The following is a 21,551-nucleotide window of genomic DNA, read 5'->3' as shown; positions in this document are numbered from 1 at the left end:
GACCGTAACGGTTAGGCTCGATGCATGCAGCACCATGTCCGACCGGCGGGGTCGCCGCCCACCAACAACTACAGCCACGCGGTCGCCTTCACCGGCACGACGATCGTGGTGTCCGGGCAGGTGCCGCTCGACGCCGAGGGCCGGCTGGTCGGCGAGGACGACGCGCTCGAACAGACCCGCCAGGTGTTCCGCAACATCGAGTCAGCGCTGGCCGCGGCCGGCGCCGGGCTGTCCGACGTGGTCAAGCTGACGGTCTTCCTGACCAACCTCGCCGACCTGGCCGACTTCCGTACGGCGCGCGACGAGGTCATCAACCTGGACCGGCCACCGGCAAGCTCGCTGGTGCAAGTGGCCGGACTGGTCAACCCGGACTTCCGCGTCGAAGTCGAAGCTATCGCGGTTCTCCCCGCCGGTTGAACCCGGCCGGTCCCGGTGGCCACCCGCCCGACAGAAGCGTCGCCGGTAAGCATCTTTCAGGTGAGCGACCCGGCAATTTCGCTTAACCCATTCGGGGAAAGCTGCCCTTGCAGCACGGCAAGCATCGCGATTAAAGCTCGCCTTCACTCACATTGGCGGCCCCTTTTCCGGGTTACGGCCCACAATGGATCTTTCAGCCGCTTGAGAAGGTGGCGCCCGGCTGATACGCCGCCGTTTGCCCTGCCTGACGCCACGACCAGCAGGTATTGGTGATCACGAGCACGCGGGACGCGCTCGATGTCTCGCGCTCTCGTCAGCCTTGCGGGTTAATCCGATCATCGGCAATCGACTGACTTCGCGTTCCGGATAGGACGGGCAAAAGCACTATCGCCCAACCCTTCTCGATCCGCCATCTTTGTCCCAGCGCCGGAACGCTTCGAGCCCCGGCCACACCGAATTCGAGCACCGAACGAATTACCGAAACGTTCCAGGAGGAACTTCCCCATGCGTCAGTTCACCAAGCGTTCCGCCGCCATCATCACCGGCTCCGTTCTCGCCGTCGCCGGCGGAACGGCGGCGTTCGCTTACGCAAGCGGCTGGTTCCAGGGCAGCAGCACCACCCAGGTGACGACCTCGACGATCAAGAACGTCACTGCCACGGTCAACCTGCGCGGCAACGCGGACAACAACTTCTTCCCGGGCAAGGCGGTGGAGATCACCAACGCGTCGGTGTCGAACCCCAACGACTTCCCGGTCCAGATCACCGGGCTTTCCAACATCGCCGTCACGGGCAAGGACGGCTGCGACCAGTCGAAGGCCGGCTTCACCCTCACCGATCTGACCAACCAGACGTTCGGCAAGAGCGCGGCTCCCATCACCAACGTCGCGCTCGGCACCCTCACGATGTCCCGGACTGCCGACCCGGCGTGCGCCGGAGGCAACCTCATCATCACCGCGACCCTCGCGGGCGGCATCGCCGACGCCGCCCCCGCCCCAACTGATGGCTGACGTTTCCGTGGGGCGGGCGCGCGGCGCCCGCCCCGGCTTGAAAGCTGCGTAGATGCGAGTGAGGGTTTCGTGAAGGCATGGCGATCGGCGATCATCGCCACAGCGACGCTCATCACGAGGTTCGCCGTGACCGCCAGCGGTCGGCAGAGCGAGCCGGCCGAGCAGGCGATGGTACTGACAAATGGCGACCAAAGCCTCTACGGCGGCGTGCGCTTCAACCTGAAGTGCCAGTCGGTGACCGGTCTCTACCCAGACGCGACTCGGCCAATCAAGATTCCGCTGGTTGACCCGTTCAGCTTCCCGCTTTCCCTTCGCAGCCTGGAGAGCCACCTCATCAGCATCGCTCTCGCCGGCACCGGCAGGAAGGCCGGCTAATGAGAAGACGAATGAGGTATCTCCTGATCGTCACAACTGTCGCTGCAGTTGTGACGGCCGGCACTGTCGTTGCAAACGCCGAGTGGGCCGTATCCGGCGCCGCTCAGGCGAAGATCCATAACCTGAAGATGCCCGCCGGCACCAAGCCGAGTGTCGAGGATCAATCCAACTCAGCGGTCGTGAGCTGGAGCGCCCAGGAAATCGTGCCCGGCGTGAAAATGGATCGCTACACGGTCACCGCGCACAGCCAGGACACTCCACCCAGGGCGGCGATCGTCCGCGAGGTCGAGGCGTCGGGCGGCGTCAGCGAAACGATCACGTTCGCCGCCGCCGAGGTAGCGGGCGGCAAGTGGAGGTGGGCCGTCATCCCGCACTATGCCAAGTGGGTCGGCGCTGAGAGCGGCCTCAGCGGGGCCCTCACCTTTCCCGACGCTGCGGTCTCCAAAGTCGCAGGGACGCCGCCCGCCAAGACGGTCGTGCCCACGATCCCACCGACCGCGGCGCCGGTTCCGACGCCCACCGCCAAGACCACCAAGAAGCCGGCCGCCGAGCCCGTCACCACGACGCCGGCTCCCCCATCGCCTGAGAAGGCCGAAGACACTGCACCCCCGCCCGCGTCCTCACCCGCGGAGGCTAAGCCTGCGACCACGGCTGCGGAACCGTCCGCCAGCGGTTCGGCCGACGAAGGCATTCCGGAATAGGTGGGGTAATGATCGAGCCCGCGGCGGGGTCCCACGCCGCGGGCTCGATCGATTTTGCGCCTCGGACGGATTAGGCGGAAGACTCGAATTACGACCGTACATTCGGCGGATGGCGGTTCGGCCGGACCGTTCAGAAATGGCGGGGCCGGCTTCGGGCGTGAGGCCGGTGGCCGTACGCCGGGAAGGATCTTTGTGTCTCTTCCGTGCCTCGACAAGCGTGAATATTGCCGGGCCAGGGCTTCGTCGCGAGGCGCCGGAATGCCGGTTGGCCGCGGCATCGGTGGACGATGCGTTGACGGCCATTTGCCGCGCCGATCCCTCTTTGGGGTTAAGCCGGACAGCCTCAACTGTGCGATTTATGCGCGCAGAACCGGGGACGGAATCCCGATCACACGACCCAGCGTCGTCGGCGACCGTTATTACACAAGTAGTCCCCACCCACCGCTGAAGGAGGAAGGCGCCGCATGCGTAAGACGGAGGCACGGTCATGATGCGGCGGGATCTTCTGCTCACTCGGCTCCGGGAGGGTGGCGGCTTGAACGACCGCGTCCACGACGGCAACAGGATCACGGATATGCACATCGAACTGGATGCGGCCGACCACGAGGAGCCGACGTGGGAGGTCCGGCACCCGGGGGTGTCGGCGCGTAAGAAGCGCCTGGACCGGCGTACGCGGATGATCCTCGGCATCGCCGCGGCGCTCGCCGTCGTGGTCAACGCGGGTGCGGCCTGGGCGTACTGGCAGATCACCGATTCGGAGGTCGCGCACGCGGTCGACGGCCCACCGGTCGCGATGTCGCTGCGGGCCCGCTCCGACCTCAACGAGTCGCTGCGGCCCGGCGCCACCGGCGACCTGATCGTCACGGTGATCAACGACAACTCGTTCCCGATCAAGATCACATCTGTGACCGCGGGCGGGACGGTCTTCGCCGACGCGGAGCACGAGAAAACCGGCTGCAAGGCCACCGGCGTGAAGCTGAGCCGGTCCGAGTTCGAGGTGCTGTGGGAGGTGGGCAGCAACTCGATCGGCGCGTTCAACGTGCCCGCCGGCCTCGCCATGCGCCCCGACTCGCCGGCTGCCTGCCGGGGGGCCACCTTCACGGTGCCGGTGCGGGTTTCCGGCGTACGCCGGGAAAGCTGACCGCCCAAGCCGGCTGGCCCGCGCGTCTCGCTACTCGGTCTCGGCCGCGGTGGGGTGCTGGTGCCGGGCTCGGTGGCCGTTGAGCAGTTCAGCTGCGAAAGGGCGGTGGTGCCGGCCGGGGTGGGCGGTGAGCTCGCGGATCTCGGGCGGCACGACCACCGACGTCCGCAGAACCGCGCTGGCCCGCTCGGCCGAGTCGCGCACCACGTCCTCGTCGTGGCTGGCCGTTTCGATGCCGTCGGCCACCACGCGGGCCATCGCCGCCCCGTACGTCCGGGCGTCCTGGATCTCCCGCTCGTGGATCAGACTCGCCTCGTGCTCGCAGCGGCGGGCGAGGCGGGCCTCGTTGCGTTCGTAGCCGTTGCCGCGCGACGCGAACTTGAGTCCCACCGCGGCGCAGTCGAGCGCGACCAGCAGCAGCGTGATCCCCAGATAGAAGACTCCGACGCCCCAGAAATCGCTGGTCACCAGGTGCCACATCGCGGCCGTCCGGGCGCCGAAGCCGGAGTCGGCCTCGACCGCCTTCTCGTTGGCCTCGCGCTGTTCGCCGATCTGCCGGGTCAGGCCGGCCTTCTCGTCGGCCCGCGCCTCGCGGGCGGTCCGCTGCGTGTCGAGCAGCCGGCCGGCCCGCACGTCGAGCGCGGTCGCCTCGTCGTCCAGCGCCCGCGACCGCCGTACCAGCTGATCGCAGTAGCCGCCGGACGGGCAGCCGGCCGCCCGGGTCACCCCGTCGCCGGCCGAGTCGTCGACCGCCTGCTGATAGAGCGTGCGGGCGTCCGCCCGTTTCTGGGCCGCCCGGTCGCTGAGCGCGCGCACGGCAGCGTCGTCCCCGGCCGTCTCCCGGTCGAGCTGGGCCAGCCGAGCCGTCCACGTGCCGACCGCGCCGTCCCGGTCGATGCGGCTCAGCTGCTGGTTGTGCACCTCGTTGAGCCGCGCGTCGATCTCCCCCTGATAGCGGGCAAGCATCAGCGGCTCGGTGATGAGCACGGCGAACAGCAGCGCCAGCCCGAGCCGCCCGGCGTACAGGCCGACCGTCGGCTTCTTCAGCAGGTGCTTCGGATCGGTGGAGTCGACCTGCTCATAGCTGATGGCGACCCGCCCGACCACCGCCCGGTCATAGGCGACGACGCCGGCCGCGACCAGCGGCCCGACCAGCCACCGGTACCAGGGGTGCTCGTAGTTGGAGCTGGCGTCGATGAACGCGGCGCCGCCGAGCGTGGCGTACAAGAAGTACAGGAGGATGAAGACGCCGATCGCGGAGTACAGCACCCGGTCGGTGTGGGTGGTCACGCTGGCCGGGTTGACGTTCGCCACCCGCAGCAGCACGTCTCGGCGGCCCTTCGGCATGCAGCCGAGTCTTACTGATCATGCCGCCCGGCGCGCCCGAAACGGCGTTATCCGGACACACCGACTCTCCGCGCCGTTCGAATGGCGAGCCGCCGCGGCTCGGCTCGGCTCGGCTCGGCTCGGCTCGGCTCGGCTCGGCTCGGCAGACGATATGGAACAGCGTGCGGCAGGCAGTGCGTGGGGCCGCGCAGCCTCGGACCCGGCGGGACTCCAGGGCGAGTGTCAGGGAGCCAGATCGGGCTGGGTGATCGTCACGCGTACCGTCACCGAGGCCTGGACGGTCTGGGGCTGCGGGTCGATCTCGAAACCGGCCGATTCGGGCGCGCCGGCGTCGAACGCCATCGCCCGCATCATCGGGCCACCGCCGCTCGTGCCGTCGTCGGCGATCTCGACCAGCTTGTCGATGCCGGCGCCGACCGCGGCCGCGTACTCGCGGGCGCGGGACAGCGCGTCGGCGATCGCCTCGCGCCGGACGTCGGCGCCGGCCCGGCTGCCCGGCCGCAGCTGCCACCACGGGCCGGCCACCGCCGCGTGCTCAAGCGCGGCCAGCCGCAGCAGGAGCTGACCCAGAGGTTCGAAATCGGTCACGGTCACGGTGGTGCCGACGCTTCCGGTGTACGCCACCACGCGCTCACTGCCCCGCTTGAGCTCCGGAAACACGCGTACGCCGCCGGTCTCACGCCGCTCGATGGCGTCGCCCGCCCCGGCCAGCAGGGCGTGCAACTCGTTGGAGCGCTCGAGGAGCCGCGACACCACGGTCTCGCGGTCGCGGTCGCGCGCCGACAGCGTGACGGAGACAACCGCCTGCTCGGGCGGCACCTCGCGGAACGCCTCGCCCCGGACCACGATCGTGGGTTGATCGGCCATGCCCCGACGCTACCCGGCCGGTGCACGTTCCGCGCCGGCCGCGGGACGGGCCAGTTCGGTCAGGCAGTCGCGGGCGTCGGCGCCGAGCCGGTCGGCGTCGGCCGGTGTGAGTGGACCGGTCTCGGCGCTGTCGATGCGGCCGCCGCGCGCATGCAGGCGGAACAGCCCGCGTGGACCGATGATCACCCGGAGCGCCGGCTGTTCGCGGCCCTCGTCGATCAGTCGGTAGGCCTCGGTGATGCGGCCCCGGGCTGCATCGAGGATCTCGCCGCGTGCGACGAGCGGCGCCGTGGCCGCGATCATGCGAGCCGATTCCACGGCCTCGAGAAGGCCCGCGGCGACCCGGGCCGGGCCCAGTGCGGGCCACCAGCCGGGCTGCAGGCCGATGTCGACAAGACGGCCGACCGGGTCGACGACCGCGAAGGCCGTGCCGGTACGGTCCGATCCCGTTATCCGATTTGGACGATATGAAGTCACCGGTGCTCCCCCGATCTCCGGTACGACTGAGGGTAGCGCACAATTTTGCCCGGACGAATGCCATACCGAGCCGGGTCAGACGGCGCTGATCAGGAACTACGCCGTGCCCGAAGCACCATGACGACGGAGAGGCCGGCGATCAGCACGAGCACGCCGACGCCCACGATCACTGACGGCGACGGGCCGCTGTCGCCTGTGGACGATGCCACGGCCGGGGCTCCCACGGGATTCGGTGCGGGATCCGAACTGGCCTTCGGCGCGGCGCGGGGTGCGGTCAGGGCGGCCATCAGGTCGAGCTGGCCGGCGCCGTAACGGTCGTCGCGACCCGTTGGACCCCGGTCGACCGCGGTGGACATCAGCCGGTCGACGACCTCGGGCGCGCGCATGTCGGGATAACGCGCCCGGATCAGTGCCACCGCGCCCGTCACCAGGGCGGACGAGACGCTGGAGCCGTTGGTGACGTCGTACTTGTTGCCGGGCCGGGCCACCGGGATGCCGACCCCGTAGGTCACCAGGTCCATTTCGGGGCCCCGGTTCGAGAAGGACGCGACGCGGTTGCTGCGACCGACCGAGCCGACCGCCACGACGTGTGGGAACGAGGCCGGTTCGACGACCCCGCCGCCGCCGTTGCCGGCCGAGCCGACCAGCACGACGTCGTTCGCGTAGGCCTCGGCGATCGCGTCCTCGAGCACCTGATCGGACGGCAGCTCGAAAGACATGTTGATCACCGTGGCGCCGTGCTCGACCGCCCACCGGATGCCGTTGGAGATCAGCAGGTCGTCGTTGACCGGCCGGATCGGCATGACTTTGCTGCGCGGGGCGACCCCGAGCAGCCCGGCGCCGTCGCCGTGCCCGCGGCCCGCAATCAGCGCGGCCATCCCGGTGCCGTGCGGTCCGGTGTCCACATTGTCGGACGGCTCTTCCCGCGTGACGACCCAGCCCGGCACGGTCGCGCCCCGAAGGTCGCGGTGCCCGGTGTCCACTCCCGTGTCGATCACCGCAACGGTGACCCCGGCGCCGCCCTTGCCCAGTTCCTGGGCCTGGGCCAGGCGCATCGGCCCGAAGTACCACTGCCGATCACGCCAGGAGTCGGCCCGAGCCGGCACCCCGGTGAGCAGCACGACGAGCACCACGACACCCACCGCAGCGACCATCCGCCCGACAGGTCCCGTAGCAGGGCGCCGAGCCGCAGCCACAACCCCACACCGGGCTGCAGCCTCTGCCGCAGCCCGGACATAGAGCGGGGCGGACCGGGTCACCCGCGGCGGCCGATCACATTCGGGCCGGGGTCGTGCCAGTCGTCGTCAATGCCGGGGCTGATCACCGGGGTCACTCCCTCGGTAACCCGCCACAGGTTGTCCGGGTCGAAGCCGGTCGGCTCATCGCCGCGCGATCGACTCTGTCCGCGGCTGCCCGGTCCGGCCGACGCGAGATGCCGGTCGGGACCTACCGGGTCGTCGGGCAGCCACGCCGGACGTGGCGCCCGCGCGAGACCACGGCCGCCACTACCCCGGCCGCCACCGGCTGGACCGGCCACGGGCCCACCAACGCCGCCGACGCCGGCACCGCCCGCGAAACCGTCCACGGATGCGCCGCCGGAACGGACGTCGTCCCGGTCATCGTCGGGACCACGCCGGCCTCCGGCCCGTCCCCGCGCAGCTCCCGGACCACGTAGACCACCGGCAGCGCCACGGCCGAGCCCCGCTCCGGGACCACCGACCCCGTTCAACTGCGGCCCACCGGCACCCCGCCCGACACCACCTCGACCCGGCTCGCCGCCGCGACCCCCCGCGGCCCCCGGGCTGCCGACACCACCCACGCCACGGCCGGACACAGAACCCGGCCCCCCGACGCCTGGACCCCCCACAGCACGGCCACCGCCGCCAGGACCGCCCACACCGCGACCGCCGGCCGGGCCGGGACTGCCTACGCCGCGGCCCCCGGGACCGCCGATCGATCCCGGACCGCCGATGACAGCGCCCGAGGGCAGCGTCCGACCGCCAACCGGACCGCGACCGGGCGCCCCGATCGGCGGCCGCCCCGCACCTCCACCGACGACGGGCCCTCCACCAGGCAGAACACCAGGCACGCCGGCCAACGGGGGTGGCGTCGCCGGTGCAGGAGCGCCGCCGGGCACAGGCCCGACCCCGCCACCCTCGCCCAGACCCGGAAGCGGCGGATTGATCACTCCGGCCAGGTCGGGACCACCGGGGCGCAGCACAGCGCCCGGCCCGGCAGACCCGCCACCCGGACCGGAGGCGTCGGGCGCGATCGGGTCGAGGCCCGGCAACGGCGGCACCGGGTCGTGGGGAACGCTCGTGCTGATGCCCCCGGACCCCAGCCGTCCCGACCCCGGCTCTCCCGGCTCCGGCCGCGGCGGCCATTCCCGAGGGCCCTCGACGGTGAACTGGAACGGATCGGGCACCCTGAGGTCGGCGACCGCGTCCGAGACGGCTCGCTCCATCGCGATCATGTGGTTGCGGGCCTCGACGTCGATCTCGTCCTCGGCGCTGTCGAACCAGCGCGGCAGCAGGTCGTCGCTCTTGTCCTTGTACTTCTCCCAGAGCGGCTCGACACCCTTCTTCGCGCTGTCCAGCGCGTTCAGGATCCGGTCGAGCCCGTTGGCCGTGGTGTCGGCATCGTCCGAGGCCGCTTCGAGCCGCACCATCAGCCGGTCGAGCTCGTTGAGGAATGCCTCGGCCGACGCGTTCTGGTCGGGCGGCCACGCGGCCATCAGGTCGGTCTTCGCCGTCGACAGGGCCTGGTGCTGGCTGCGGATCGACGACGCGAGCCGTCGCCAGCCGAGCACCTGCTCGCGGGCCAGCGCGTCGTCCTCGTTCATCACCATCGACCAGATGCGGGGCGTGTTGAAGGAGTCCCACGCCGTGCAGTAGCTGCTGGTCAGCACCGGGTCGCTCATATCGCCCGCGCCGTTCCGGGCGCGATCCGCTGCTCGGCGGCCAGCCGGCGTTCCTGGGCCTCGCTCGCGGCGGCGGCCAGGGCGCCGGTGATCCAGTCGGTGCGTTCGGCCGAACGGCTGTCGGAGGCGTCGAGGGCCGCGGCGACCTTGGCCGCCGCGTCGGCCAGGACGCGGGCCGCGGCCATGTATTCCTCGACGTTGGCGGTCGAGGCCTCCACACTGGCCGCGTAGCGGGCCTTGGCGGCGTGCACGCTGCCGCTGGCGTTGTTCACCCCGAAGCGCACACCCGTACCGAGGGAGACCCGGGCGTCGGAATAGCCGGGCTCCAGGGTGCGGGACGTGTCGTCCTGCACCTGGGTGGAGAACTTGTTCAATCCGTCGGTGTCGACCCGAATGCCGTCACTCACGACCGCCTCCCCGTAGCTACGTCGTCTCGCAACGCACCGAGGGTACTGACCGCTGTCGACATGTCAACGCCGTCAGCGACGGCATGATCACCTACGGTCAGGCGAGGCGGGCCACTGCGGCCGCGACCCTCTCGTCGGTGGCGGTGAGGGCGATTCGCACGTGCTGTTCGGCGGCGGGGCCGTAGAAAGCGCCCGGAGCAGCCAGAATGCCGCGGTCGGCCAGCCACTCGACGGTCTTCCAGCTGTCCTCGCCGCGCGACGACCACAGGTACAGGCCGGCCTCGGAGTGGCTGATCTCGAAGCCCGCCCCGGTCAGCGCGGCCCGCAGCTGGTCGCGTCGCGCCGCGTACCGCTCCCGCTGGGCGGTGACGTGGTCCTCGTCGCCGAGCGCGGCGATCATGGCGGCCTGCACGGGCGCCGGCACGATCATGCCCGCGTGCTTGCGTACGGCCAGCAGCTCCCGCACCAGAGCCGGGTCACCACCGACGAAACCGGCGCGGTAGCCGGCGAGGTTGGACCGCTTCGAGAGCGAATGCAGGGCGAGCACGCCGGTGTAATCACCCCCGGTGACCCGGTCGTCGAGCACCGAGACCGGCTGCGTCTCCCAGCCCAGCGACAGGTAGCACTCGTCGCTGACCACGATCGCGCCCCGCTCGCGAGCCCAGGTGACCACCTTGCGCAGGTGCTCGACCGGCAGCACCCGGCCCGTGGGGTTGGACGGCGAGTTCACCCACACCAGGCGTACGCGGGAATCCGGCCCGACGGCAGTCAGAGAGTCCGACCGTACTGCCGTAGCGCCGGCCAGCCGCACGCCGACCTCATAGGTGGGGTAGCAGACCGACGGGATCACGACCTTGTCGCCCGCCCCGATCCCGAGCAGCGTGGGCAGCCAGGCGACCATCTCCTTGGAGCCGATGGTCGGCAGCACACCGGGATCACCCGAGGCGCCACCGGCCCGGGCGATCCACTCGGTGATGGCGGCCCGCAGCGCCGGCGTACCCGCGGTCTGCGGGTAGCCGGGCGCGTCGGAAGCGTCAGCCAGCGCACGCCGGATGACCGGCGGCACCGGGTCGACGGGAGTGCCGACCGAGAGATCGACGATGCCGTCGGGATGCGCGGCGGCCCGGGCCTTGGCCGGCTCCAGCAGATCCCACGGGAAGTCCGGCAGAGCCGAGGACAGCGCGCTCAGTGCGCGTCACCCCGGGGCGGCTGACCGACGATGAACGGCGTGTCCTTGTCGATCTTGCCGACCTTGGCCGCGCCACCGGGCGAACCGAGATCCTCGAAGAACTCGTAGTTCGCGGTCGTGTAGTCCTTCCACTGGTCGGGGACGTCATCCTCGTAGAAGATCGCCTCGACCGGGCAGACCGGCTCGCATGCCCCGCAGTCGACACACTCATCGGGGTGGATGTAGAGCATCCGATTGCCTTCGTAGATGCAGTCGACGGGGCATTCCTCGATGCATGCCTTGTCGAGCACATCGACGCATGGCTCAGCGATGATGTAGGTCACGGGTCTTTCCCTCCAAAGCCACGCCTGCGGGGACCGCCGGCGACAGTTGCAGAGCCTAGTATCTCCGCCGGAGGAGGTGACACGTGCTCCGTCGGCAGGATGTGGGACACCGGGTGGTGGTACGCCGAATTGTAGGCGTTGCCCAGAATCGGACGCTCTACACGGATGCCCTGGGTGAGCTGGTCGACCTCACGGAGACCGATCTCACCATCGCCACCGCCAAGGGCACGCTCCGGGTGCCGCTGCGCGAGGTGCACCGGGCCAAGCGGGTGCCTGCTGCCCGCCGCCCGCCCGCGGCCGAGGTGATCGCCCTCGAGCTGGCCGCGAACGAAGCCTGGCCGGCCCCGGTTCAGGGCCGCCTCGGCCACTGGATCCTGCGCGCCGCCGAGAATTGGACCGGCCGGGCGAATTCGGCCCTGGCCGTCGGCGACCCGGACCGTCCGCTCGAGGCCGCCATCGACGCCGTCACCGAGTGGTATTCCGCACACGGTCAGCGCGCGCTGATCAACGCGCCGCTGCCGTTGGCCGCCCCGGTCAACGCCGCCCTCGACGCCCGTGGCTGGGGCGCCCGCCCGCTCACGCTGGTGCAGACGGCATCTGTGGCCGCGCTGGCCGGCGCCCTGCCGACGCAGGACCTGCCGCCGGTCGAGCTGGCCGACGATCCCGGCGACGACTGGTACGCCCTGGTGGCCGAGCACAAGGGCACGCTGCCGGCCACCGCCGTCGGCATCGTCACCGGCCCCGCCGAGGTGGCGTTCGCCCAGGTGCGCGACGCCGACGGCGACCTGCTCGCGGTCGGCCGGGGCGCGGTGACCGGTCCGGACCGCTGGCTGGGCGTCTCGCTGCTCCAGACCACACCGCCGGCCCGCCGCCGAGGTCTGGCCCGGCACGTGCTGGGGGCGCTGGCGCAGTGGGGCGCGCAACACGGCAGCAGCCGCGTCTACCTGCAGGTCGAGGAGCGCAACACGGGTGCGGTCACGCTCTACGGCCGGGTGGGCTTCACCACGCACCACACGTATCTGACCCGGGAAGAGCCGGCAGGCTAGCGGCGCACGACCCGGCGCGGCTTGGCCTGGCGCTGCTCCGAGAAGGCCTTCAGCGAGCGCGACCGGTAGTCGCGTGCCATGGCCACCGAGATCCAGTAGCCGACCAGGGTGCCGCCGCCGGCGAAGGCCAGATAGAGGGCGAACTGCGCGAAGAAGGCGTCGGAGCCGTTGCCGAACGGCTGGTCGCCGCTGACGAACGGTCCCACCAGGAGGGTCAGCAGCATGGCGCCGCCCACGCCGAGCACCCAGTCGGGGACGAGCCACTCCGACGGGCGGCGGTTGTGCGAGGCCATGAACGCGTAGACGGCGAGCACGACGCCGATCACCGAGAACATGACGATCGTGGTGCGGGTCTCGGCCGCGTCGTTGTCGGTGAACGCGAACCGGGTGACCAGGCGGGCCACCACGTTGATCGCGAACAGGCCGACCGCGAGCGCCGCGATCGGGAACCAGCGCTGCTGCCTCATGTGCCCTCCCCGGGGCTTACTCGGCGGGGTTCACTCACCGCCGCAGACGAACCGTGGCTCGGGATCGTAACGCCAAGTGAACTTCTTGCGCTCGACCTCCCGGCCATCCTTGCGGATGACGCGCCACGCGTCCTGGGTGAAGCCTGGCAGTCCGCTGGAAGTTATGCAGCGGGGGCCCGGTTCGCGATGCACGGTGGACGGGCTCGTCACGTTGCGCCGGGGCCCGTACACGGTCTTGACGCTGTCGTAGACCTTGGTGCTCCACATCGAGACGGTCACCGAGCGCCCGGTCGTGGCGGTGTCGATCAGAATTCCGTACGGCGTGGTGTTCTTGAACTTGAGGTCCAGGGTCGGATAGAAGATCGTCGACTCGATGACCGACGGGTAGCGCGAGAAGTAGAACGAGTGCGGCTTGTGCTCGACGTCCTCGAGACCCGCGTAGTAGGCGGCGTTGAACAGCGTCGTGGTGAACTGCGACGCGCCACCGCCGACGCCCGGCTCGAGCACGCCGTTCACGATGACCGGCGCGTCCTTGTAGCCCTTGGCGTAGTTGCGCTCGCCGGTGTGCCCGTTGAGCGAGAACGTCGCGCCCGGCCGCACGATCGCGCCGTCCACCGCCTTGGCCACGGTGATGATGTTCTGGCTGCGCGGCGAGCTGCGGCCGCCGGTGAAGTAGGTGGTGAAGGTCGAGACCCTTTGCTTGATGCCGAGCTTGGCCACGTCGGCCACGCTGGTGTCGGAGCCGGCCTCGACCAGGACGCCGGTGACCTCGCGCGGGGCCGGGCCGGTCAGCACACCGAGCAGCGCCGGCCCGAGCTTCGCCACGTCGACCAGGCGGCCGGGCGCACCGGCCACGATCTGCGGCTTGCCGTTCCGCAGCCGCACGGTGGCCGGCTTGGCCGCGGTCTCGACCTTGCTGAACTGGGCCCGGCCGGCCGCACGCAACTTCGGGCCGTCGATCGCCGGAGTCAGCACACCCTTGGCGTCGGCCCGGAAGACCAGGCCCTTGGCGAGCGTGGCCGGGGCGAGCCGGAAGGATTCGGCGCCGACGGTCACGGTCACCGGCGCGGCCACGGCGGGCTCGGCGACGTCGGTGATGAGCGCGTCGACCTGCTCCCTGGTCATCGCCGGGGCACGGGTGGTCAGCGGCACGTCGGCCACCTGACCGGTCGGCCACGCGCCCGTCACGCGTTCGGCGGCGACGGCGCCGTCCAGGTCAAGACCGGCTTGCGGGTACGTGGCCACGGGCGCGACGCCCTTGAAGGTGATCGCCGGCCGGCGCACGGTCACGCGCTCGGTGTTCACGTGCTTGCGGAGCGCCGCCTCGAGTTTGGCCTGCTCCACGCGTACGACCGGGGCAACGACTTCGACCCCGAAGAGCCGGCGGCCGCTCTTCGCCGCGGCGTCGACCGTAGCCGGCACGTCGAACGCCAGCCCGACCGCCTCGGGCTTGACCGTCACGTCCTTGCCGTCGAGGCGGATCCGGGCCGGCTGGGCCGACCGCGTCGCCACGTGGTCGCCGAGCGCCTTCTCGGCGGCGGACCGGCTGAGCGCGCCCAGGTCGAGGCCGAGCACCTCGGTGCCGCGCGGGATGTCCCCGGCCGTGGCGTAGGCCCCGGCGCCGCCCGCGCCCACCACCAGCACGCCGGCGACCGCGGCCGCGACCAGCACGCCACGACGGGAACGCGGGCGTTCCGGAGCCGGCGGCGGCGGAAGCTGCTCTTCCTCCGGGGCGCCGCGCTGGGCCGGCATCACGACGGTGTTCGAGCTCATCGGCAACGGGACTGTGGCGTCGGCCTCATCGGGGGCCGTAACGCTGCCGTCCGGACCGGCGTTGAGGATGACGGTGTCGTCCGGTGTCGCGCCCTCAGGCCTGGAAGTCACGTGCTCACCTCACCGGTCGGGAACGCCGCTAGGGCAGCGTGCGCTTCAAGATCAGGCGATAGGAATAGACAGCATAGGCCAGGCTCCCGACCAGGATCGTGACCAGCGCGACCCAGTTCTCGCCGCCCAGCAGGTAGTCGCCCTCGCTGGTGCGCACGCCGGCCGCGAACAGCATCAGCAGGGTCCACAGCGCCCAGGGCGGTGCCAGCGACCAGCGGCGCCGGGTCGTGGTGACCGCGAACCACGCGATGGCCCAGTTGAACGCCGCGGACAGCGGGACGGCCAGCCACAGCAGGGGGCCGCCGCCCGAGCCGATCGCGTCGCCGCTCCAGACCGAGACCACGTCACCAGCGCGCAGCGTGCTCAGGAAGATCTCGAGGAGACCGGTGACGAGCGCGGCCACGACGGCGACCACCACCCCGGCGACGCGGATCACCGGCTCCCAGCCGGCCCACGGCTGACGCGCCCGCTCTTCGTACGTCTCGGGGGAAGGCTCCTGGGATTGCACCTCGGCCGCGCTCTCGGTCTTCACCGCGCGGCCGAGTCTGATATGGCCGCCTGTTCCAGGTCGAGACCGCCGAACAGGTCAGCCTCCCAGTTGTGGGGGCCCTCGCCCGGGCCGCGCTTGCCCTTGGCGATGGTGAAGTATTCGACGCCCATGAACTCGCCGCCGAAGTCGCCGGCGATGCCGTAGAGCCACGAGTCGTCGGGGATCTGGGTGGCGTGGGCCTTCATCGCCGCCACCTTCTGCTGGTAGTAGTCGGTGCCGTCGATGCGCGCGGCGATCTCGTCGTCGGGGTGACCGAACGGCAGATCCTCGACCCTCTCCACGTCGGCGAACGGGTTGTCGGAGAGCTCGCGGAACGCCTCCATGCCGTCGCGCAGCACGCTCAGCGGCATCGCCGTCCAGTAGATCTTCTGCGGGCCGTCGTCGCCGGCCAGCTCGGCGGCGCGCATGGCGACCCGGTGGGCCTGGATGTGGTCGGGATGACCGTAGAAGCCGTTGGGGTCGTACGTGATCATGACCTGGGGCCGGACCTCACGGATCACCTCGAGCAGCAGGGCGGCGGCCGCGTCGACGTCGGCCCGCCAGAAGGCGCGCTCGTGGTCGTTGGTGGGCAGGCCCATCATGCCGGAGTCACGGAAGCGGCCGGCGCCGCCGAGGAACCGGTGGTCGGCGACGCCCAGCGCGGCACACGCGCGGGACAGCTCGACCAGGCGGTAGCCGCCGAGCTGGTCGGCCTGTGCGGCCTCGAGCTGGGCCAGCGCGGGGACGTGTATCTCGCCCTCTTCGCCGAGTGTGCAGGTCACGAGCGTCACGTGGGCGCCGGAGGCGGCGTAGTGGGCCATGGTGGCGCCGGTGCCGGTGACCTCGTCGTCGGGGTGAGCGTGCACCAGCAGGAGCCGGCGTGCGGGCAGGGCGTCAGTCACGCGGCAACTGTACGCGGGAGCACCGGCAGTCTTCTGTTGCGCCGTGCCCGGTTTGGGGCGCGCGGGAGGGCCTTGATCGGCGATGCTGTCCGGGTGGACTTCCCCAGGCTCGCGGAGCGCACCGGTCACTTCCGCCACGGCGCGCCGCATGCGGTGACGGTCGGCGCGGACGGCCGGCGGGTGGTGTTCCTGCGCTCGGCCGGTCCGGAGGATCCGATCTCGTCCCTCTGGGTGCTCAACGTCGCCACCGCCACCGAGTCCCTGGTCGCCGCGGGACCGGTCGACTCGTACGCCATCGACCGCGACGCCTGCGTGGCCGCCTTCGCCCGCGAGGGCCGGCTGTTCCGGGCCGACCTGCCCCGGGGCACGGTGGCCGAGGTGCCGACCGGCGAGCCGGCCGAGGATCCGCGGCCCGACCCCGGCGGCATCAACATCGGCTACATCAGCCGGGTCGGCGGCTCGCCCTCGCTGCGCGTCGTCGGGCCGGACGGCGACCGCCTGCTGGCCGGCGAGTCCGGCAACGCGTGGCGCGAACGGGGTGGCGCGATCGGCTGGGGCCTGGCCGACGAGCCGGCCCGCCGGTTCGGGCGCGACCGGGGCTGGTGGTGGGCGCCCGACGGCAGCCAGATCCTGGCCGCGCGCACGGCCGCGACGACCAGCCTGCACCTGCTCGACCTCGACTTCGGCTGGGTCGACGTGCACTGGGACCGCGAGACCTATCCGCACGTGGTCGGCGTGCGGTGGGCCGACGGCGGCGGGCCGCTGATCACCGTGCTGCGCCGCATGCAGCAGCACGGCCTGGTGCTGGCGGTCGATCCGCGTACGGGGGAAACCCAGGTGCACGCCGAACTGGCCGATGCCCGGTGGGTGGAGCCGGTCGCCGGGACGCCCCGGCACCTGCCCGACGGAAGAGTGCTGGTCGGCGGCGAACTGGCCCACGACGGCTTCGACGCGCGGTGCCTGTTCGCCGACGGCAGCCTGCTCACGCCGCCCAACCTGTACGTGCGGCGCGTGGTCGGCACGGTTCCCCGGCCGGGCGGCCCCAGCGGCTTCCCCGATCTGATCGTCGAGGGCACCGACGACGACCCGGCCGTCCAGTCGGTCTTCCGGGTACGGACGTCGCTGGGCGGCGGCGGAGCGGAAGCCCGCAAGATCACCGAGGCTCCCGGCTGGCACCACGCTGTCGCCGACGGCGGCGTGCTGGTCATCGACGACGTGGTGTGGCGCGGCGAGGCCCGGGTGGCGGCCCTGGGCAACCAGTCGGCGCCGCTGCCCTACTCGCCGAAGCCGGTCTTCGAACGCGTCACCGATCGGCGGCTGCCGGCCGCGGTCCTCTATCCGGACGGCTTCGTCGCCGGCGCCAAGCTGCCGGTGCTGCTGGCGCTGGGCGAGGGCCCGGGCCGCCAGCAGGTGGTGAACGACCGCAAGGCCTGGCAGGAGAGGCAGTGGTGGGCCGACGCGGGCTTCGCTGTCGTGTCGATCGACGGCCGCGGAACGCCCGGGGTGGCCCCGAGCTTCGAGAAGGTGGTGCACCGGCGCCTGGTCGACGTGGCCCTGTCCGACCTGACCGACGCCCTGCAGGCCCTGCTCGGCAAGCACCCCGACCTCGACCTGACTTCGGTTTCCGTACGAGGAACAGGCGTCGGCGGCTGGCTGGCCGCCATGGCCGTCCTGCGCCGCCCGGAAACCTTCCACCGCGCCGTGGCCCGCCACCCGATCGTCGACTGGCGCGACGCGCCGCCCGCGGTGGCCGAGCGCTACCTGGGCGACCCCCGCGACTCAGCCGACGTCTACAGCCACCACAGCCTGCTGGACGCCGACCCCACCGACGCGCTGCTCCTGATCGGCGCAGCCGCTCCCGGCCTCCCTTCAGCAGAGTCCGCCACCCTTGACGAGGAGCTAGCCTTCCTGCAGGGACGCGGCACGGCTGCTCGGTGACGAAAGGGTAGTCGCGAGGAGAGTTGTCATGAGACTAGTCTTTGTGGGAGAGTCCGACCCCGACAGCTCGGGAGACGCTATGACCACGGTTTTCACTGCGGACAAACCGTCCGCGAACGGGATGATCTTCGCCGATGGTCGGCCGATGACCGGTGAAGATTATCTGGCGCTTGGCGTGACCTCCCCCCGAGTCGAACTCCTCGACGGGAGCCTGCTCGTGACACCCAATCCCACCCGCGCCCTCCAGAAAATCGCCCGGCACCTGGCCAATACCCTGGAAGCGAACGCCGATCCGGCCCTCCTGGAAGTCGGCGACGCGGTGAACGTCCAGCTCGGACCGGACCGGATGGTGATCCCGGACGTCGTTGTCTTCGCGGCTGACGACGAGGTCGACGACCTGATCATCGACTCGACGTTCGTCGTACTCGTCTGCGAGATCCACTCCCCTTCCAACGCAACCACTGACAAGGTGCTGAAAAAGCACTACTACGCGGTGGCCGGGATCCCGTGGTATTTGATGGTCGATCCCGAGGCCGGGACCTTCACCCTCTACCAGTTGGCCGGGTCGGCATACAAGGAGCACTCGGTGACCAAGGTGGGCGAAATCCTGCGGCTCACGGAGCCGGTCACTGTCGACCTGGATCCCGCGACGCTGTTGCCGGACTGATTTCTGTCGTACCCGTCGCCTAGGGTCGGGCCATGAGTCACTTCGATGAGGCTTCGGCGGCGGTGCAGGCCGCTCTCGAAGCCGGGGCGCGCTATGCCGACTGCCGCGTCATGGTGCGGCGCACCGAGTCGATGTCCGCCCGCGACGGTGACATCGAAGAGGTCGACTCGGACGAGAGCGCCGGCCTCGGCGTCCGGGCCCTGGTCGGGTCCTCGTGGGGTTTCTACGCCGTGCCCGACCTTTCCGATCCGGCCGCCCGCGCCGCCGGCCGCCGGGCCGCGCAGATCGCCGCGGCCAGCGCCACCGTGCCGGGGCCACCGGTCGAGCTGGCGCCTTCGTCCGCCGTCGAGGCGAGCTGGGCCAACGAGTGCGAGATCGACCCGCTCGGGGTGTCCCTGTCGACCAAGGGTGACCTGCTGGTGGCGGCAACCGCCGCGGCCGGAGCAGCCGGCGCCGATCTCGCCCAGGGCGCTCTCTCCGTGTGGGACACGCGCAAGTGGTTCGTCTCGAGCGAGGGCCACCGTATCGACCAGCACACCCGCGAGTGCGGCGCCGGCGTCTGGGCCAGCGCCTTCGGCGACGGCGAGATCCAGCGGCGCTCCTGGCCCTCGTACGGCGGCCAGTACGGCACACGCGGCTGGGAACTGGTCGAGAGCCTCGACCTGGTCGGCAACGCCCCCCGCATGGCAGAAGAAGCGCGTGCCCTGCTCACCGCCCCGCTCTGCCCCACCGGCGAGACGACGCTGGTGCTCGGCGGCGAGCAGCTCGCCCTCCAGATCCACGAGTCGGTCGGGCACGCCATCGAGCTCGACCGCATCCTGGGGTGGGAGGCCGCCTTCGCCGGCACCAGCTGGCTCGACCTGCGCAAGCTGGGCTCGTTGCGCTACGGCTCGGAACTGATGAACATCACCATCGATCCCGGCATCCCGGGTGCGCTGGGCAGCTTCGGCTACGACGACGAGGGCACCCCCGCCGCCCGGCGCGACGCGGTGCGCGACGGCATCTGGGTCGGCGTGCTGGCCGGGCGCGACTCGGCCGCCGTGGCCGGGCTCGACTACGCGGGCAGCGTCCGCTCCGACGGCTGGGCGCGGCTGCCGATGGTGCGTATGACCAATGTGGGCCTGGAGCCGGGCCCGCACACGCTCGACGAGATCATCGCGGCCACCGACGACGGCGTGTTCATGGATGTCAACCGCTCCTGGTCGATCGACGACCGCCGGCTCAACTTCCAGTTCGGCTGCGAGATCGGCTACGAGATCAAGAACGGCAAGCTCGGCCGCATGCTGCGCAACCCGACCTATACCGGCATCGGTCCCAAGTTCTGGCAGTCGATGGACATGCTCTCGTCCGAGACCGTCGCCTGGGGCACGCCCAACTGCGGCAAGGGCCAGCCCGGCCAGGTGGGTCACACAGGTCATCCGGCGGCGCCGGCCAGGTTCACCGACGTACGCGTGGGGGTGCGGGGATGAGTCTCGAGAGCATCCGGGCCGGGGTCGAGCTCGATCTCGCCGCCCGGGTCGTCGAACTGGTGCGGCAGGCAGCCGGGCCGTCGGCCGAGGCCGAGGTCATGGTGCGTCACGACGCCCAGGCGCTGACCCGGTTCGCCGTCTCCATGATCCATCAGAACGTGGCCGACGCGGTCACCACCGTCGGCCTGCGGCTGCACCTCGACGGACGGACGGCGTCGGGCGCCACCACGATCGTCGACGCCGCCGGGCTGCGCGGGCTGGTCGAGCGCACGCTCGCGGCGACCCGGCTGAGCCCGCCCGACGTGACGTGGCCCGGGCTCACCCCGCCCAGCCCGCTGCACCACTCGGCGGGCTACCACGGTTCGGGCGAGCACTCCCGGCTCGACTTCGGCTTCGACGAGGCGACCGCGCGGGCGACCCCGGCCGAACGGGCCGAGCGCGTCCGCGATTTCGTCCGCGCCGCCGGGGGCCTCGAGACGGCGGGTTACTGCCGCACGGTCTATACGTCGGCGGCGTTCGCGAACAGTGCTGGGCAGTCCGTCGAGGGGCGCACGGCCGAGGCCGCGATGGACGGCATCGCCCGCTCCGACGGCGCCGACGGCGTGGCCCGGCAGGCCAGTGGCCGCCTGGCCGACCTCGACGGCGGCGCGCTCGGGGCCCGCGCGGCGGCCAAGGCCCGGGCGGCGCAGAACCCGGTCGAGCTGCCGCCGGGACGCTACGAGGTGGTGCTCGAGCCCGAGGCGGTCGCCGACCTGCTCGACAACTTCTCGGTCTTCGGGTTCAACGGCAAGTCGTACGCCCAGAAACAGTCCTTTGCCGAACTCGGCGCCGACCAGTTCGACCCGTCGGTGACCCTGATCGACGAGCCGCTGGGCAGTCGCGACGAACACGCGCCGGGCCTGCCGTTCGACGACGAGGGCACGCCCCGCGAGTCGCTGGTGCTGGTGCGCGAGGGGGTCACCAAGGCAGTGGCTCACGACCGCACGTCGGCCGCCGAGGCGGGCACGGTGTCCACCGGTCACGCCTCGGGCGCGTCCCGCACGTGGGGTCCCTGTCCCACCCACGTACGGCTGGAGGCCTCGTCCGCCGCGACCCCGTCGCCCGCGACCGGCTCGGCCGGGCCGGTGGCCGAATCCGCCCGCCCGCTGGTGGCCCGCATGGAACGCGGCCTGCTGATCTCCGACCTCTGGTACACCCGCGTGCTCGACCCGAAGACGCTGGTCGTCACCGGCCTGACCCGCAACGGCGTCTGGCTGATCGAGAACGGCGAGGTGACCGCGGCGGTCGGCAACATGCGGTTCACCCAGTCCTACCCGCAGGCGCTGGGGGCCGGCATGGTGCTGGGCATCGGCAGCGAGTCGATCCTGCTGCCCGACCGCTGGTCCGGCACCCGCTACGCGGCCCCCGCCCTGCACCTGGCCAGCTGGAACCTCACCGGCAACGCCTCCGGCTGATCGGCCGCGCATTGACCGGCGTG

Annotated in this window: 22 protein-coding genes; 10 read left to right on the top strand and 12 right to left on the bottom strand. The window is 71.3% G+C overall.

The window, feature by feature from the left end:
* The first annotated feature begins 24 nt into the window (after window positions 1-24).
* The 5 genes from KXC43_RS09780 (at window position 25) to KXC43_RS09760 (ending at window position 3,642) form a co-directional block, all read left to right on the top strand.
* On the top strand, window positions 25-417 hold the full coding sequence (locus KXC43_RS09780; protein WP_221375671.1) for a RidA family protein: 393 nt from the start codon (window positions 25-27) through the stop codon (window positions 415-417).
* Between the two features lie 504 nt (window positions 418-921).
* Window positions 922-1,425 (top strand): hypothetical protein, encoded by a 504-nt coding sequence (locus KXC43_RS09775; RefSeq protein ID WP_221375670.1) that lies wholly within the window; start codon window positions 922-924, stop codon window positions 1,423-1,425.
* A gap of 69 nt (window positions 1,426-1,494) precedes the next feature.
* A complete protein-coding gene (locus KXC43_RS09770) occupies window positions 1,495-1,800 on the top strand; it encodes a hypothetical protein (protein WP_221375669.1) in 306 nt (101 codons plus the stop codon).
* 11 nt (window positions 1,801-1,811) lie between these two features.
* A complete protein-coding gene (locus KXC43_RS09765; protein ID WP_221375668.1) occupies window positions 1,812-2,501 on the top strand; it encodes a hypothetical protein in 690 nt (229 codons plus the stop codon).
* A 535-nt stretch (window positions 2,502-3,036) separates the two neighbouring features.
* Window positions 3,037-3,642, top strand: a complete 606-nt coding sequence (locus tag KXC43_RS09760; RefSeq protein ID WP_255643810.1) for a hypothetical protein — start codon at window positions 3,037-3,039, stop codon at window positions 3,640-3,642.
* 30 nt (window positions 3,643-3,672) lie between these two features.
* Here KXC43_RS09760 and KXC43_RS09755 read toward each other — a convergent pair whose 3' ends face one another.
* The 8 genes from KXC43_RS09755 to fdxA all read right to left on the bottom strand — a co-directional run bounded on the left by KXC43_RS09755 (window position 3,673) and on the right by fdxA (window position 11,172).
* Entirely contained in the window at window positions 3,673-4,989 is a 1,317-nt protein-coding gene (locus KXC43_RS09755) for a DUF4407 domain-containing protein (protein ID WP_221375667.1), read from the bottom strand.
* 222 nt (window positions 4,990-5,211) lie between these two features.
* Window positions 5,212-5,856, bottom strand: a complete 645-nt coding sequence (locus KXC43_RS09750; RefSeq protein ID WP_221375666.1) for an SIMPL domain-containing protein — start codon at window positions 5,854-5,856, stop codon at window positions 5,212-5,214.
* 9 nt (window positions 5,857-5,865) lie between these two features.
* A complete protein-coding gene (locus KXC43_RS09745; RefSeq protein WP_221375665.1) occupies window positions 5,866-6,333 on the bottom strand; it encodes a hypothetical protein in 468 nt (155 codons plus the stop codon).
* 89 nt (window positions 6,334-6,422) lie between these two features.
* Window positions 6,423-7,475: a S8 family peptidase gene (locus tag KXC43_RS09740; protein WP_221375664.1), complete on the bottom strand. Its 1,053-nt coding sequence runs from the start codon at window positions 7,473-7,475 to the stop codon at window positions 6,423-6,425.
* A 113-nt stretch (window positions 7,476-7,588) separates the two neighbouring features.
* On the bottom strand, window positions 7,589-9,253 hold the full coding sequence (locus KXC43_RS52330; protein ID WP_221375663.1) for a hypothetical protein: 1,665 nt from the start codon (window positions 9,251-9,253) through the stop codon (window positions 7,589-7,591).
* The gene (locus KXC43_RS09730; RefSeq protein WP_221375662.1) at window positions 9,250-9,660 is read right to left on the bottom strand and encodes a hypothetical protein; all 411 of its coding nucleotides are present in this window, start codon (window positions 9,658-9,660) and stop codon (window positions 9,250-9,252) included. The genes KXC43_RS52330 and KXC43_RS09730 overlap by 4 nt, the downstream gene beginning before the upstream one ends.
* A 97-nt stretch (window positions 9,661-9,757) precedes the next feature.
* Window positions 9,758-10,849 carry a succinyldiaminopimelate transaminase gene (gene dapC / locus KXC43_RS09725; protein ID WP_221376001.1) on the bottom strand — a complete coding sequence of 364 codons (1,092 nt, stop codon included), beginning with the start codon at window positions 10,847-10,849 and terminating at the stop codon, window positions 9,758-9,760.
* Window positions 10,846-11,172, bottom strand: coding sequence for a ferredoxin (gene fdxA / locus KXC43_RS09720; protein WP_221375661.1), 327 nt, complete (start codon window positions 11,170-11,172; stop codon window positions 10,846-10,848). The genes dapC and fdxA overlap by 4 nt, the downstream gene beginning before the upstream one ends.
* Before the next feature lie 83 nt (window positions 11,173-11,255).
* On the opposite strand from fdxA, the gene KXC43_RS09715 reads away from it, so the two are divergent.
* A complete protein-coding gene (locus tag KXC43_RS09715; protein ID WP_221375660.1) occupies window positions 11,256-12,218 on the top strand; it encodes a GNAT family N-acetyltransferase in 963 nt (320 codons plus the stop codon).
* Here the strand turns inward: KXC43_RS09715 and KXC43_RS09710 are convergent.
* Genes KXC43_RS09710 through mshB form a run of 4 tightly spaced genes read right to left on the bottom strand, consistent with a single transcriptional unit; the run spans window position 12,215 to window position 16,000 of the window.
* Entirely contained in the window at window positions 12,215-12,685 is a 471-nt protein-coding gene (locus KXC43_RS09710; RefSeq protein ID WP_221375659.1) for a hypothetical protein, read from the bottom strand. The two genes, KXC43_RS09715 and KXC43_RS09710, sit on opposite strands and share 4 nt — an antisense overlap.
* 30 nt (window positions 12,686-12,715) lie before the next feature.
* Window positions 12,716-14,569, bottom strand: coding sequence for a VanW family protein (locus tag KXC43_RS52645; RefSeq protein ID WP_221375658.1), 1,854 nt, complete (start codon window positions 14,567-14,569; stop codon window positions 12,716-12,718).
* 28 nt (window positions 14,570-14,597) lie between these two features.
* Window positions 14,598-15,101, bottom strand: a complete 504-nt coding sequence (locus tag KXC43_RS09700) for a hypothetical protein (protein WP_255643809.1) — start codon at window positions 15,099-15,101, stop codon at window positions 14,598-14,600.
* The gene (gene mshB, locus KXC43_RS09695; protein WP_308129025.1) at window positions 15,098-16,000 is read right to left on the bottom strand and encodes an N-acetyl-1-D-myo-inositol-2-amino-2-deoxy-alpha-D-glucopyranoside deacetylase; all 903 of its coding nucleotides are present in this window, start codon (window positions 15,998-16,000) and stop codon (window positions 15,098-15,100) included. Before mshB ends, KXC43_RS09700 begins: the two co-directional genes overlap by 4 nt.
* Window positions 16,001-16,153: 153 nt before the next feature.
* On the opposite strand from mshB, the gene KXC43_RS09690 reads away from it, so the two are divergent.
* The 4 genes from KXC43_RS09690 (at window position 16,154) to KXC43_RS09675 (ending at window position 21,528) form a co-directional block, all read left to right on the top strand.
* Window positions 16,154-17,938, top strand: coding sequence for a S9 family peptidase (locus KXC43_RS09690; RefSeq protein ID WP_438870875.1), 1,785 nt, complete (start codon window positions 16,154-16,156; stop codon window positions 17,936-17,938).
* 79 nt (window positions 17,939-18,017) lie between these two features.
* The gene (locus KXC43_RS09685) at window positions 18,018-18,605 is read left to right on the top strand and encodes a Uma2 family endonuclease (RefSeq protein WP_255643807.1); all 588 of its coding nucleotides are present in this window, start codon (window positions 18,018-18,020) and stop codon (window positions 18,603-18,605) included.
* Window positions 18,606-18,637: 32 nt separating this feature from the next.
* Complete coding sequence (locus tag KXC43_RS09680) at window positions 18,638-20,074, top strand: TldD/PmbA family protein (RefSeq protein WP_221375655.1); 1,437 nt, start codon at window positions 18,638-18,640, stop codon at window positions 20,072-20,074.
* Window positions 20,071-21,528, top strand: coding sequence for a TldD/PmbA family protein (locus tag KXC43_RS09675; RefSeq protein ID WP_221375654.1), 1,458 nt, complete (start codon window positions 20,071-20,073; stop codon window positions 21,526-21,528). Before KXC43_RS09680 ends, KXC43_RS09675 begins: the two co-directional genes overlap by 4 nt.
* Window positions 21,529-21,551: the final 23 nt, after the last annotated feature.

This window comes from Paractinoplanes polyasparticus, assembly GCF_019710575.1.
GTDB classification, from domain to species: domain Bacteria; phylum Actinomycetota; class Actinomycetes; order Mycobacteriales; family Micromonosporaceae; genus Actinoplanes; species Actinoplanes polyasparticus.
This window is presented reverse-complemented; position numbering and strand designations above follow the sequence as displayed.